General features: G+C 43.3%; 12 protein-coding genes and 1 pseudogene. 10 read left to right on the forward strand and 3 right to left on the reverse strand.

Annotated features, from left to right (window positions below; all coding sequences use genetic code 11):
• Positions 1 to 72: 72 nt before the first annotated feature.
• Complete coding sequence (locus tag DK423_RS00110; protein WP_005556389.1) at positions 73 to 894, reverse strand: D-hexose-6-phosphate mutarotase; 822 nt, start codon at positions 892 to 894, stop codon at positions 73 to 75.
• Positions 895 to 970: 76 nt separating this feature from the next.
• Between DK423_RS00110 and DK423_RS00115 the strand changes: the two genes are divergently transcribed.
• The 5 genes and pseudogenes from DK423_RS00115 to rnd all read left to right on the forward strand — a co-directional run bounded on the left by DK423_RS00115 (position 971) and on the right by rnd (position 7,155).
• Positions 971 to 2,887, forward strand: a complete 1,917-nt coding sequence (locus DK423_RS00115) for an ATP-dependent DNA helicase (protein WP_061886556.1) — start codon at positions 971 to 973, stop codon at positions 2,885 to 2,887.
• 21 nt (positions 2,888 to 2,908) lie between these two features.
• Complete coding sequence (gene tsaB / locus DK423_RS00120; RefSeq protein ID WP_005556393.1) at positions 2,909 to 3,631, forward strand: tRNA (adenosine(37)-N6)-threonylcarbamoyltransferase complex dimerization subunit type 1 TsaB; 723 nt, start codon at positions 2,909 to 2,911, stop codon at positions 3,629 to 3,631.
• A 31-nt stretch (positions 3,632 to 3,662) separates the two neighbouring features.
• Positions 3,663 to 4,220 (forward strand): Slp family lipoprotein, encoded by a 558-nt coding sequence (locus tag DK423_RS00125; protein ID WP_005556395.1) that lies wholly within the window; start codon positions 3,663 to 3,665, stop codon positions 4,218 to 4,220.
• Positions 4,221 to 4,261: 41 nt separating this feature from the next.
• Positions 4,262 to 5,931, forward strand: a pseudogene (fadD, locus tag DK423_RS00130) (long-chain-fatty-acid--CoA ligase FadD).
• A 66-nt stretch (positions 5,932 to 5,997) separates the two neighbouring features.
• Entirely contained in the window at positions 5,998 to 7,155 is a 1,158-nt protein-coding gene (rnd, locus tag DK423_RS00135; protein ID WP_005556401.1) for a ribonuclease D, read from the forward strand.
• Positions 7,156 to 7,242: 87 nt separating this feature from the next.
• Here the strand turns inward: rnd and DK423_RS00140 are convergent, their stop codons facing one another.
• A complete protein-coding gene (locus tag DK423_RS00140) occupies positions 7,243 to 8,628 on the reverse strand; it encodes a cytochrome-c peroxidase (protein ID WP_005556403.1) in 1,386 nt (461 codons plus the stop codon).
• A gap of 339 nt (positions 8,629 to 8,967) precedes the next feature.
• On the opposite strand from DK423_RS00140, the gene DK423_RS00145 reads away from it, so the two are divergent.
• Together DK423_RS00145 and DK423_RS00150 are read left to right on the forward strand one after the other, a co-directional pair.
• Positions 8,968 to 9,177: a hypothetical protein gene (locus DK423_RS00145; RefSeq protein WP_005556405.1), complete on the forward strand. Its 210-nt coding sequence runs from the start codon at positions 8,968 to 8,970 to the stop codon at positions 9,175 to 9,177.
• A 56-nt stretch (positions 9,178 to 9,233) separates the two neighbouring features.
• Positions 9,234 to 9,656 carry a DUF417 family protein gene (locus tag DK423_RS00150; protein ID WP_005556407.1) on the forward strand — a complete coding sequence of 141 codons (423 nt, stop codon included), beginning with the start codon at positions 9,234 to 9,236 and terminating at the stop codon, positions 9,654 to 9,656.
• A gap of 69 nt (positions 9,657 to 9,725) precedes the next feature.
• Here the strand turns inward: DK423_RS00150 and DK423_RS00155 are convergent, their stop codons facing one another.
• Complete coding sequence (locus DK423_RS00155; RefSeq protein WP_005556409.1) at positions 9,726 to 10,217, reverse strand: DUF302 domain-containing protein; 492 nt, start codon at positions 10,215 to 10,217, stop codon at positions 9,726 to 9,728.
• A 209-nt stretch (positions 10,218 to 10,426) separates the two neighbouring features.
• Between DK423_RS00155 and DK423_RS00160 the strand changes: the two genes are divergently transcribed.
• The 3 genes from DK423_RS00160 to DK423_RS00170 all read left to right on the forward strand — a co-directional run bounded on the left by DK423_RS00160 (position 10,427) and on the right by DK423_RS00170 (position 13,168).
• Entirely contained in the window at positions 10,427 to 11,248 is an 822-nt protein-coding gene (locus DK423_RS00160; RefSeq protein WP_005556411.1) for an endo alpha-1,4 polygalactosaminidase, read from the forward strand.
• Between the two features lie 524 nt (positions 11,249 to 11,772).
• Positions 11,773 to 12,699, forward strand: a complete 927-nt coding sequence (locus tag DK423_RS00165; protein WP_005556413.1) for an SPFH domain-containing protein — start codon at positions 11,773 to 11,775, stop codon at positions 12,697 to 12,699.
• A gap of 22 nt (positions 12,700 to 12,721) precedes the next feature.
• A complete protein-coding gene (locus DK423_RS00170) occupies positions 12,722 to 13,168 on the forward strand; it encodes an NfeD family protein (protein ID WP_005556415.1) in 447 nt (148 codons plus the stop codon).

A 13,168-nucleotide genomic window follows, 5' to 3' on the forward strand; every position in this document is an offset into this window, starting at 1 on the left:
GGCGCGCGTCTCCCGATGCGTGCTTATTTTCAGAGATTGGGAACATACGTCAGAAATAACTAAAATCATTCATTATTCCACCCGCAATCGCACCGCCACCGTTTCCCCCACGTCAAGATAGCGACTGATCCGTGCCGTTTCCACGCAGACCATGGTTTGATAGCCGTTTTCCGTCATGTTGCCCGTTGGTTTTTGCCATGGGTTCCACAGTACTACATCGCCGGCATTGTGGTGTTCTACAATAATCGTGCGTTGATTGCCGTGGTCGTGAATTTCCGTCGGTTGTGGTGGCGCGTTGTAAATGCAATCCACATTTTCGGCGATATGGCGCGGTGACGGAACGCTTTCCGTTTGACGGGTGAGGGAGTTGAAACATTCCGTCGGCAGGTTGGCAATGTCGGTACGGCTGATGTCGCCGATGTTGAAATAACTGTGTAGCGCCAGTTGCACCTTCTCCATTCCCGCTTCGCCGTAATGGGTAAAGCGCAGGTCGCAGTGTTCGCCGAAAAGCATTTCCACTTTCGCCAAGATGATATGTTGTGCTGAAAACAACGAAAAAACTAACCGCACTTTATCGGCGCGAATGTCGTAGTCGCTTAATTGCCACAGGCTGATGCGGGCGAAACCGTGCGCGGGCGTGCCGGCATTGTTAAACCACGGGTAGCAAATAGGAATGCCACCGCGAATTGCCGTGCCGGTTTCAAAGGGTTCGATTTCGCTTAACCACAGTACGTCCTGTTTACTGTGCGCCGGCTGCCAACTGAATAAATGCGCCCCTTGTAACGCGATTTTTGCCGTGCCGACAGCGTGTTGTAAATGTAAAACGGGAATCTCGTTATAAGTATATAAGCTCAGTTCGGGCGTGATTTGTTGTTGTCGTTGAATGTTGATCATCATCTTGTCCTTGTTGATTCAGAAAGAAGGGAAATCTGCTATACTGTGCCGACTTTTTTAACAGATGAAAAAGATAATGGCGTATTCGGAACAAATTAGCAAGGTATTTTCCCATGACGGCGAGTTAAGCGCGCATATCAAGGGCTTTCGTCCCCGCGCGGAACAGCAGGACATGGCGATGGCGGTGGGCAAAGCCATTGAACGGCATGGGGCGTTGGTGGTGGAAGCCGGCACTGGTACGGGTAAAACCTTTGCCTATTTGGCGCCGGCGCTGTTGGCAAAAAAGAAAACCATTATTTCCACCGGTTCCAAAAACTTGCAGGATCAGCTGTTTAATCGCGACCTGCCTGCCATTCAAAAAGCCCTGGGGTACAGCGGCAAAATCGCGTTATTAAAAGGGCGTGCCAATTATTTATGTTTGGAACGGCTGGAACAGGTCATTGCGCAGGGCATACTGGGCGATCGCAGCGTGTTGCATGATTTATCCAAAGTACGTAAATGGCGCAATACCACGAAAACCGGCGATTTGTCCGAATGTATTGAAATTGCCGAAGACAGTCCGATTCTGCCGCAATTAACCAGCACTGCCGAAAGTTGCCTTGGCAGTGATTGCCCGAATTATGCCGATTGTTATGTGGCGCTGGCGCGTAAAAAAGCGCTCAATGCGGATTTGGTGGTGGTTAATCATCATTTATTTTTTGCCGACATGGCGGTGAAAGAAAACGGCTTCGGTGAATTGATTCCCAATGCGGAAGTGATCGTGTTTGACGAAGCTCATCAGCTCCCCGACATCGCCAGTCAATATTTCGGGCAATCGGTCACTTCTCGCCAACTGTTTGATTTGTGCAAAGATATTCAAATTACGTACCGCACTGAAGTGAAAGACATGAAACAACTCGGTGTGGCAGCGGATCAACTGGTAAAAATCGTGCAGGATTTCCGGTTAATTCTGGGAGAAGGCAATCTGCGTGGCAATTGGCGGCAAATGTTGCAACAAAGTGCGGTCAAAAAATCCTTTGATTTTTTATTGGAAAAACTTAATTTTACGGCGGAAGTGGTGAAGCTCGGCTTGGGGCGTTCGCAAACCCTGGACAGCATTTTCGAGCGTATCGCCCAGTTACAAAATTTGCTGAAACGCCTCACGGAAACGGAAATTACCGGCTATTGCTATTGGTTTGAATGTATCGGGCGTCAATTCGGTTTGCACATTACGCCGCTGACCGTGGCGGATAAATTCGGCGAGCAAATGGCGAAGCAAAAATGCGCCTGGATTTTCACTTCGGCGACCTTGGAAGTAGGCGGGACTTTTGAACATTTCTGCCATCGGTTAGGCATTCAAAACGCGACGCAGAAAATTCTGCCGAGCCCGTTTAATTACGCGCAACAATCCCTGCTTTGCGTGCCGCGTTATCTGCCGGTAACCAATCACAGCAGCACGTTCAGTCAATTGGGTAAAATGTTGCTGCCGATTATTGAGGCCAACCAAGGGCGTTGTTTTGTGCTTTGTACCTCTTATGCCATGATGCGCAGTTTGGCGGAATATTTCCGCGAACACAGCGAGCTGACCATTTTGTTACAGGGCGAAACGGCGAAAGGCACTTTGTTGGAACAATTTATTTCGCAATCCCACAGCGTGCTGGTGGCGACCTCCAGTTTCTGGGAGGGCGTGGATGTACGCGGTGACGCGTTGTCCTTGGTGATTATTGACAAACTGCCGTTTACCGCGCCGGATGAACCGCTGCTGAAAGCGCGCATTGAAGATTGCCGTTTACAAGGCGGCGATCCCTTTAATGATATTCAGATTCCCGAAGCGGTGATTACCTTGAAGCAGGGTGTCGGGCGCTTAATTCGTGACGTCACCGATCGCGGCGCGGTCATTATTTGCGATAATCGCTTGGTGATGCGTTCTTATGGCGAAACCTTTTTGCGCAGTTTGCCGAATTTTAAACGTACGCGGGATTTGCACAAAGTGGTACAATTCCTCACAACATAATAAAGAAGAATCGGAATAACGATGAAAAACGTCACATTGCTTGCTTTAGATACGGCAACAGAAGCCTGTTCCGTCGCCTTGTTACGCGGTGGGGAAAAGATACATTCGGAACAATTTGCACAACGTGAACACACCAAGCATATTTTGCCGATGGTGGATGAAATTTTGGCGCGGGCGGGGATTAAACTCCATCAGGTGGATGCCTTGGTTTTCGGGCGCGGTCCGGGCAGTTTTACCGGTGTTCGAATCGGAGCGGGCATTGTGCAAGGGTTGGCGTTCGGTGCCAATTTGCCGGTGATCCCTGTGTCCAACTTAGCCGCCATGGCACAAGCCGCTTATGTGCAATATCAGGCGGAAAATGTGCTGACCGCCATCGACGCGCGCATGAATGAAGTGTATTTTGCCCAATGGCAAGCGCAAAAAGTGCGGTCGGATTTCGGCACGTTTTTAGCTTGGCAACCCATCATTGCCGAGCAGGTGTGCAGCCCGTCGAAAGTGCTTGAGCAGGTGGAGCAACAGATTCGTGGCGATACGGTTCTTGCCGGCAGCGGTTGGGCAGCGTACCCGCAACTCACCGAGGCTAATCTTGGTAAAAGCACCGATATTACCCTGCCTTCGGCATTGTATATGCTGGATTTGGCGCTGCCGAAGTGGTTTGCCGGCGAGACCATCAGCCCGTTGGAAATCGAACCGATTTACTTACGTAACGAAGTCACTTGGAAGAAATTACCGGGACGGGAATAGATCTTAATTACCTTTTAAAAGGAGAATTAAAATGAACAAAAAAACACTTTTATTTTGCACCGCACTTTCCCTTGTGTTAACCGGCTGTGTGTCGGCGCCGCAGGGTTTGGAAGCTAAACAGTTCGAAGCGTTAAATCTGAAAAATGTGCAGGCGCAGGATTACGATTGCCGCTGCCTGAAAGTGCGCTTGGGCGGTAAAGTGGTTTCTGCCAAAGCATTAAAAGATAAAACCAAAATTGAAGTATTGAATCAAACAGTGGCGTACTTTTCCGCAAAACCTATCGTGGATAGCCACAGCAGCGGACGTTTTATCGCCTATTTAAACGGCTTTGTGGATCCGGAAAATCTGAAAGATCAGTATGTGACAGTTGGTGGCGTGCTGAGCGGCAAAGAGCAGGGCAAAATTGAGCAGGCGGATTACAGTTATCCCGTGGTTCAAGCCGATCAATACCGCATTTGGAAGCTGGTGAAAGAATATTATTACGACCCTGACGACATTTATGATTACGCGCCGTTTTACCCTTACGGCTGGGGATTTTCGTCCCGCTTCTTTTGGGCCCAACCGCGCGTGCGCTATAATTTATATTAATTAACCGATTAACAATAACCAAACTTCCCTAAGGAACGGCAATGGAAAAACTTTGGTTTAAAAATTATCTGGAAGGTGCGGAGCGTCAATTAGACACCTCGGAATACGATTCGATTTTAGATATGTTTGAAAAAGCGGTACGCGAACATCCCGATCGCGCCGCTTATATTAATATGGGCAAGGTGTTGACATTCCGTAAATTGGAAGAACGTAGTCGTGCTTTTGCCGCCTATTTGCAAAATGAACTGAAATTGGAACGCGGTGATCGCGTGGCATTAATGATGCCGAACTTGTTGCAATATCCCATTGCGTTGTTCGGGGTGTTGCGCGCCGGATTGGTGGTGGTCAACGTGAACCCGCTTTATACCCCGCGCGAGTTGGAACACCAGCTGCAGGATAGCGGCGCCAAAGCTATTGTGGTGGTGTCGAATTTTGCCTCCACCTTGGAAAAAGTGGTGTTTAACACCGTTGTGAAGCATGTGATTTTAACCCGCATGGGCGATCAGCTTTCTTTCGGTAAACGCACTTTGGTGAATTTCGTGGTGAAATATGTGAAAAAGCTGGTGCCGAAATATAAACTGCCGAATGCGGTAACTTTCCGTGAGGTGTTGAGTGTGGGAAAATATCGCCAATATGTGCGCCCGCAAATGGAACGGGACGATTTGGCGTTCCTGCAATATACCGGCGGCACTACGGGTGTCGCGAAAGGGGCGATGTTATCCCACGGCAATATTATCGTGAACGTATTCCAAGCCAAATGGATTGCTTATCCGTTTGTGGGCGATCGTGGACGTGAACGCTTGGCGATCCTCGCGTTGCCGCTTTATCATGTCTTTGCGCTAACGGTAAACTGCTTATTATTCATTGAGTTAGGTGTGACCGCTGTGTTGATTACCAACCCGCGCGATATTGAAGGCTTTGTGAAAGAGATGAAAAAGCACCGCTTTGTGGCGATAACCGGGGTGAATACCTTATTCAATGCCTTGTTAAACAATGAGAATTTCAAAGAAGTGAATTTCTCCGCATTGAAACTTTCTGTCGGCGGCGGCATGGCGATTCAACAAGCCGTAGCCACCCGCTGGCATGAATTGACCGGTTGTAACATCATCGAAGGCTATGGCATGACGGAATGTTCTCCGTTGATTGCCGCCTGTCTGGTGAATGTGGTGAAACATAACGGCAGTATCGGCGTGCCGGTGCCGAATACGGACATTAAAATTATTAAAGAAGATGACACGGAAGCGGCTATCGGAGAAGCGGGCGAGTTATGGGTGAAAGGCGGGCAGGTTATGCAAGGCTATTGGCAGCGCCCGGAAGCTACCGCCGAAGTGATTAAAGACGGCTGGATGGCGACCGGCGACATTGTGATCATGGACGAAAGTTACAGTTTGCGCATTGTGGATCGCAAAAAAGACATGATTTTGGTATCCGGTTTTAACGTGTACCCGAATGAAATCGAAGATGTAGTGATGCTGAATAGCAAGGTTTCCGAAGTGGTTGCCATCGGCGTGCCTCATGAGGTTTCCAGCGAAACCATTAAAATTTTCGTAGTGAAAAAAGACGATTGCGTAAACATTGCCGCGAACATTTAACGGGCTACAAAATCCCGAAAGATATTGAATTCCGCGAGGAATTGCCGAAAAGTAATGTGGGCAAGATTTTGCGTCGCGTGTTGCGTGACGAGGAGCTGGCTAAGCGTCCGGCGGATTAAATCGTCATTTCAAAAACATTAATTAGGAAAAGAGAATATCGCACGGCATTCTCTTGTTATTTCATTATGTCTCAACTGAAAAAAGAAGTTCAAAATCCACCGCACTTTTCGGTGGTGACCGATGATGCCGAATTGGCACGCGTATGTCAGGCGGCAAGACAGCAAAGTGCGGTCGCATTAGACACTGAATTTGTGCGGGTACGGACCCTGTATCCGAAGCTCGGTTTAATTCAACTGTATGGCGGTGATGAAGTCGCCTTAATTGATCCGACGCATATTCAGGATTTTTCGCCGTTTATTGAATTGCTTGCAGACTCTAATGTAGTCAAAATCCTGCACGCCTGTAGCGAAGATTTAGACGTGTTTCAGCATTATTTCCAACAGCTGCCGCGCCCGATGTGCGATACCCAGGTGGTGGCGCACTTTCTGGGCTTTGCCGGCTCCACCGGTTTCGCTACCTTGGTGCAACATTATTTCCAAATTGAAATTGACAAAGGCGCGTCCCGCACCGATTGGCTGGCGCGCCCGTTATCGGATGCGCAGTTGCAATATGCGGCGGCGGATGTGTGGTATTTGTTGCCGTTGTATGAACAAATGCAGGCACAGCTGGCGCAAACCGAGTGGCAAAGTGCGGTGGAAAATGAATGTGAATTTTTATTGAACAAACGGGCGCAGACAACCAAAGAGCCTGATAGCGCTTATTTTGCCATTCCCAACGCCTGGAAGTTAAACCGATTGGAATTAATGCGCCTGAAACTGATGGCGAAATGGCGCATGGAAGAGGCGATGAGGCGCGATCTTGCGCTAAATTTTGTGGTGCGCGCAGAAAATTTATGGCAGGTGGCAAAAAGCAATCCGAAGCATACTTCTACATTGCTGGAACTGGGGTTAAGCACGGCGGAAGTGCGTATTCACGGTAAGAAATTGCTACAAATTATCGATCAGGTTAAACGTATCGAGCCCGAAGATTACCCGCCGCCGATTCAACGGCTCGCCGATGATCCGCGTTATAAAGCCACATTGAAAGCCTTGCAGCAACATTTAATGCAAATCACCCCGCCGAATTTGCCGAAAGAACTTATTGCCGGTAAACGCAATTTGGAAAGCCTGATGAAATGGCATTGGTTAAAAAATACTGAAGATGATTTGCCCGAGCTGCTGACGGGGTGGCGTAAGCCTTTTGGCGAGAAGTTGCTGGCGGCATTGAAAGCCTTTGATGAATAGCCATTACAACGAAAAGAAAAGTGCGGTGGATTTTTACAGCGGTTTAAAAACGCCTTGAAAAACCACCGCACTTTTTGTTAGCCGGGCTTATTGTAATTTCTTGCCTTCAAACTCACCATTGAGGCTTTCCAAGAAGGACGTAATATCATCAATGTCTTGTTGCTGCGGTTTGGCATTGCTTTGATATTTCAACATAATACGAACGGCTTCTTTCAGATCTTTTGCCGACGCATCGTGCATATAAGGCGCGGTCAACGCAATATTGCGCAGTGATGGCACTTTGAAACGGTGCATATCATACGGATCTTGGGTTTGTGCGAAACGACCTTGGTCGGCATCGGTGAGCGGTGTGCCGCGATCTTTGAAATAATCGCCGTAAATACCCATGTATTCGTAAGATTGTCCGCCCATGTTCACGCCGGTGTGACAGGTGTCGCATTTGTGCTGTTTAAATAGCTCGTAGCCTTTGACTTGTTGTGCGGTTAATGCGTTTTTATCGCCTTTCAGATAGCGGTCGAAATCGCTGTTCGGCGTAATTAAGGTTTTTTCATATTCGCCAATAGCGTTGGTAAGAGTTTCTTTGCTGATTTGCGGGTAGACTTGTAAGAATTCTTGTTTAAAGGCTTCATCTTGTTCAAATCGCGCCACAATCTCTTCCCAGGAATGGGAGCCCATTTCTACCGGATTTAATGGCGGTCCGCTCGCTTGGTCGGCTAAATCTACGGCACGCCCATCCCAGAATTGCGCGAAGTTAAATGCGGCGTTGAAGACGGTCGGTGCGTTGATGCCGCCTTTTTTGCCGTCAATGCCGGTGGAGGTGTCTAAACGGTCAACACCGCCTTTGTCCAATTGGTGACAGGTGTGGCATTGAATCGTGCCATCGCCGGATAAACGACCATCCATAAAGAGTTTATGTCCAAGAGCAACTTTTGCCGCATCGGTCATAATTTCATCGGGAATCGGTTGAATCAAACGATGGTTGTCGGTGCCTTCGGTATTTGCCGGTAAAAAGGCTTTACGTTGTTCACGAATCCAGTTTAGTAATGCGGTTTTTTCGTCTTCGTCAGGACGGCTTCCCCAGTGAATATGAAGAAATTTGGCAATCGGCATTTCGTCATTTTCAATAACCCGTTCAAGTTTTGCCAAATCCACTTCCGATAATTTGCTTGGATCTTTTAAGCCTTCCAGCAACTTATTTAACAGGAATACACGGTTGCCTTCTTTGATGTCATTTTGCAACATGGAACCAACCAACGGAACATGGGCATAAAAGGGGAGTTCTGCATTTGGTGTATGGCAATACTGACAGCCGTTGTTAAAAAAGACTTTTGCGATTTTTTGTTGCTCGGCAGAGTAACTACCTTCGGCCAATAATTTTTCCATTTGTCCTTTATCATACTGATGAACGTACCCCACCACCCCTAAATAGCCGAAAATAGCGACAACCGCCGCTTTCAGTGCAAATTTTTTCATAATCATCCTCCAACATTTAAAAATAAAAAGGGGAAGGGATTATCGGTTAAATATGAGAGGAAATATATGATTCAAATCAATAAATTCAATTTGAAAGAGCAATGGATGAAATAGATTTTAGTGATTAAATCTCTATTTAGAGCATTCACTATAAATATATTTTTATATGAGAGTATCTGTTTTTTAAGTTGATTTGCAAATTTTAAAAAATTTTTTGTAAGAAAATGGGAATGTCTCCGTCTAACGTTATGTGTGTGGGAGTTTATTATGACTTTTTCACTTCGTGCTTATTCAAGCAAAATATTTTTACATTTAATACTATTATTTAAGGAGTTTATCATGAAAAAAATTAATTTATTAACCGGCGTACTTGCTCTTACTATTGCATCATTAGCATCAGCTAGCACAACAAATATGAAAGAAAGTGTGATGCATTCAGACGATATTAAACAAGAGATTAGCTATAACATGGGAAATGATCTGGGAAGTATGAATTATCATAAACCGACTGTTAGAGAGTATGATAGACGTATGAAAGGGGATAAATAATTTTCGGAGGCTTATCATGAAATATGATAAGCCATTATTATACATGGAGAATTTATATGAAAGAAGTTCTTAGAAAGCTTTGCCTTTCTAATATTGATATTATCGTATTAAGATTTTCAGTTGTTTTTATTATCGCATTATTTGGTAATTATAAATGGTTTGATTTTGAGGTAGAGGCTTTAAAACCTTTAATATCTCCAACATGGCTAAGTTTTTTATATGAATTTTTGGGATTTCATGGAACTAGTTATTTGTTAGGTTTTATTGAAAGTGTTACTTATATTTTCTTAGTTGTTGGTATTTTTAAACCTAAGTTTGGCGTATTTGGTAGCTTGTTTACTATCGCTCTTGGTGTGGTAACACTTAGCCTTATACCGCAAATCGGTGTTAATGGTTTTATTATTAAAGATATTATACTTATTGGTTCCGGTCTTGTATTGTTAAAGCACGACCTAAATAAAATTCCATTTGTTAAATAATTATAATAAATAAGTTCGCCTAAATTTAGGCGAACTTATTTTTGTATTTATAAACTATTATAAAATAGCCTATTCAGTAACACTTTCAGTTATTAACTTCACCAGTTTATTCATTTTCTCTATATTCCCTGTCGTAACATTATGTTTTTCTGCTATAATCTCGTTTTTGTTTAGACTTACGAATATTTCACCTTGGTTATTCTCCCATACCAAAGCTTTTAGTGGTAAATCAATAGCTAAAGTTGGAGATTCAATCATCATTGGAGTACCTATTTGTGGTTTTCCAAAAACAATTACACTTGAAAATGGCATGCTCAATCCGGCTTCTTTTGCTGCAGCTTGATGGTCAATTATCGTGAATATTTTTATGTTCTTATCATTTAAAGCTTGCCGGATTTTTGCAATAGTGTTCTCTGCAGAATATTTACTTTTGAATGTTTTTAAATATAGACTGCTATTTTTTACTGATTGGTTAGACTCACTGTCAGTATTGGACGCAGCCTGAATGCTTCCCGTTGATAAGGCAGTAATTATTGCTAATGCTAAAACTTTTAATTTCATAAAGATCTCCTGGTTACAAGTCTGTTCTTCATTCTATACTTAATTTATATAGTTATCTGTTATTGATGAAAGATGTAAAATCAATTTGACCTAAATCATAGGTAGATAATTGCTTCTTAAAGTAGATCAGCATACTATTTTAATTTTCAGGTTAATTAATATATAGGCTAATTGCTGGTAGTACTTAAATTTTAAGAAAGGATCGTTAGATGAGAAACAAGATTCAATTTTTGATGCTATTTAGCATATTTTTTCTTATATCTATATTTTTTTGTAGAGTGGCCCTTGCAGTTCCTTCAAAAAATGATAGCTATGGTGTATTTCTTGGTATTAATGGAAATGAAGAAGATAGATTGCAAGGATATAATATTGTTGTGATCGATCCTGCTATGTTTCAATCTTCTCAAGTTGAGAAATTGCATGCCTCGGGGAAAACTGTGTATGGGTATATTAATATTGGAGCAATTGAAAAATACCGCCCGTATTATAGTCATTTTCAGTCAATCATGCTTGGTATCTATGAAGCTTGGCCGGATGAGCGATGGGTTGATGTATCCTCTCCGGTATGGCAACGTTTTGTCGTTAATGAGCTAGGAAAAAAGTATGCTGATATGGGGTTGGATGGTTTTTTCCTTGATAATGCAGATGTTTATTATCATTATCAAAAAAATGAAATATTTCAAGGGCTTGTAGCAATTTTGACTGGGCTTCGATATTATAATATTCCACTTATTATTAATGGGGGAGATCTTTTTGTAAAAAAATGTATTAATCAAAATATCGTTTTAATTGATGGCGTTAACCAAGAAAGTGTTTTTACCACTATTGATTTTAATAAAAAAAAATATGGAATCCAGCAGAAATCGGCAACAGCCTATTTTCAAAAATACCTAGAATATGTTAAAACTCATGGATTATCTGTCTATTTACTTGAATATAATGCAAGTGAGGCGCTCTCAAAAAAAATTGACAAATATGCAAATGAAAATGGCTTTCTTTGGTATAACGCGAAGGGATTAGAGCTTCGGTAACTTGTGTGAATACAGATATAATAAATAAAAAGTTAGCAGTTAATTTAATAGTTTTGATGTTAATAGCTAATTGATAGATTGTGAAGGATGCGAACTTTCGACTAAAAGATTAGAATTCCTTGCGCACAGGGTTAGTAAAAAAGTACTGGATTTTACGTAATGTACCCGGCTAATACGTTTGGATCCATCTACTAACGCTACTGAGTAAATCAACGTGATCGAGTTTTAAGTTGCATTTCTATATCAACAGTAATTTTTCCAATATCGCCAGTAAGAGTAAATGACTGTAGCAGTTTAAAGGTAGAAAAGCTTTATTATATTGTAGTGAAAACTACTATACAGCCCGAACAGAGTCAATCGTTTAACACATTAAATTTATTTTTTGATGTTGTGTAGGATTTTTAACTATTACAAAAAGTGCGGTTGGTTTTTAAAGTGTTTTTGACGATGGATTGCTATATACAAACTTTCAGCTAATTGCTATCCTTTGACAGATAACTGTCTATTATCTTAAGGAGAAAATTATGTATTTTTTAGATGGCTTACCAATCGCTTCCATTATTTTTATCGTGCTTGTCGGTGTTGTGCTTTATTCAACATTGAAAACGGTGCCACAAGGTTATAACTGGACGATTGAACGTTTTGGTCGTTATACCCGTACATTAATGCCGGGATTAAATTTTGTCGTTCCATTTGTTGATCGTGTTGGTCGTAAAATTAATATGATGGAACAAGTGTTAGACATCCCATCCCAAGAAGTTATTTCAAAAGATAATGCGAATGTCGCTATTGATGCGGTATGTTTCGTTCAGGTTATTGATGCGCGTAATGCCGCTTATGAAGTTAATCACTTAGAACAGGCTATTATCAATCTTACCATGACAAATATTCGTACGGTTTTAGGTTCCATGGAGTTGGATGAAATGCTATCTCAGCGCGATTCCATTAATAGCCGTTTGCTATCTATTGTAGATGAAGCGACAAATCCTTGGGGGATTAAAGTAACCCGTATTGAAATCCGTGATGTGCGTCCGCCACATGAATTAATCGCCGCGATGAATGCCCAAATGAAAGCTGAACGTAATAAACGTGCAGATATTTTAGAGGCGGAAGGTGTGCGTCAGGCTGAAATTTTACGCGCAGAAGGTGAAAAACAATCCCGCATTTTGAAGGCGGAAGGTGAGCGTCAAGAAGCCTTCTTACAAGCTGAAGCCCGCGAACGTGCCGCTGAAGCGGAAGCGAAGGCGACCCAAATGGTATCCGATGCGATCGCTAACGGTGACACGAAAGCGATTAATTACTTTATTGCGCAAAAATATACTGAAGCGCTAAAAGAAATCGGTGGTTCGGATAACAGTAAGGTCGTCCTGATGCCTTTAGAAGCCGGCAACTTAATCGGTTCCATTGCCGGCATTACCGAATTATTAAAAACCGATAAAAAAGTAAACTAATAACAAGAAAGTCGAGGTGGGTATGGAATGGTTAGCAGATTGGGGCGTTTGGCACTGGCTTATTCTTGGTTTTATCTTGCTCATTGCCGAGGTTGTCATTCCCGGCGTTTTTCTTCTATGGTGGGGATTAGCCGCCATCGTTGTTGCCGGTATCATGAAATTTATTCCTGCCCTACCGCTTTCTGCATTGGCGGTAATTTATGCGGTTATCGCCATTATTCTCAGTATTATTTGGTGGCGCTATCAACACGGTAAAGATCAAATTGATCAGTCTAAATCCGTTCTCAATCAACGGGATCATGCCATGGTAGGGGCGCGGGGAAAAGTCTTGACTATTGCCGAAAACGGCATTGGCAGAGGGGCTTTCGGAGATACTACATGGCGGATTAAAGGTCGTGATTTAGCGGTGGATGATATTGTTGAAGTTGTTTCTGTTGATAGCATCACATTGAAAGTTAAGAAAATTTAA

Source organism: Aggregatibacter actinomycetemcomitans (assembly GCF_003130205.1).
In the GTDB taxonomy this organism is placed as follows: Bacteria; Pseudomonadota; Gammaproteobacteria; order Enterobacterales; family Pasteurellaceae; genus Aggregatibacter; species Aggregatibacter actinomycetemcomitans_A.

Excerpts from the sequence above, each read along its gene's own strand:
- DK423_RS00110 (WP_005556389.1), bottom strand. The coding sequence starts at position 894 with ATGATCAACATTCAACGACAACAACAAATCACGCCCGAACTGAGCTTA.
- DK423_RS00115 (WP_061886556.1), top strand. The coding sequence starts at position 971 with ATGGCGTATTCGGAACAAATTAGCAAGGTATTTTCCCATGACGGCGAG.
- tsaB (WP_005556393.1), top strand. The coding sequence starts at position 2,909 with ATGAAAAACGTCACATTGCTTGCTTTAGATACGGCAACAGAAGCCTGT.
- DK423_RS00125 (WP_005556395.1), top strand. The coding sequence starts at position 3,663 with ATGAACAAAAAAACACTTTTATTTTGCACCGCACTTTCCCTTGTGTTA.
- rnd (WP_005556401.1), top strand. The coding sequence starts at position 5,998 with ATGTCTCAACTGAAAAAAGAAGTTCAAAATCCACCGCACTTTTCGGTG.
- DK423_RS00140 (WP_005556403.1), bottom strand. The coding sequence starts at position 8,628 with ATGAAAAAATTTGCACTGAAAGCGGCGGTTGTCGCTATTTTCGGCTAT.
- DK423_RS00145 (WP_005556405.1), top strand. The coding sequence starts at position 8,968 with ATGAAAAAAATTAATTTATTAACCGGCGTACTTGCTCTTACTATTGCA.
- DK423_RS00150 (WP_005556407.1), top strand. The coding sequence starts at position 9,234 with ATGAAAGAAGTTCTTAGAAAGCTTTGCCTTTCTAATATTGATATTATC.
- DK423_RS00155 (WP_005556409.1), bottom strand. The coding sequence starts at position 10,217 with ATGAAATTAAAAGTTTTAGCATTAGCAATAATTACTGCCTTATCAACG.
- DK423_RS00160 (WP_005556411.1), top strand. The coding sequence starts at position 10,427 with ATGAGAAACAAGATTCAATTTTTGATGCTATTTAGCATATTTTTTCTT.
- DK423_RS00165 (WP_005556413.1), top strand. The coding sequence starts at position 11,773 with ATGTATTTTTTAGATGGCTTACCAATCGCTTCCATTATTTTTATCGTG.
- DK423_RS00170 (WP_005556415.1), top strand. The coding sequence starts at position 12,722 with ATGGAATGGTTAGCAGATTGGGGCGTTTGGCACTGGCTTATTCTTGGT.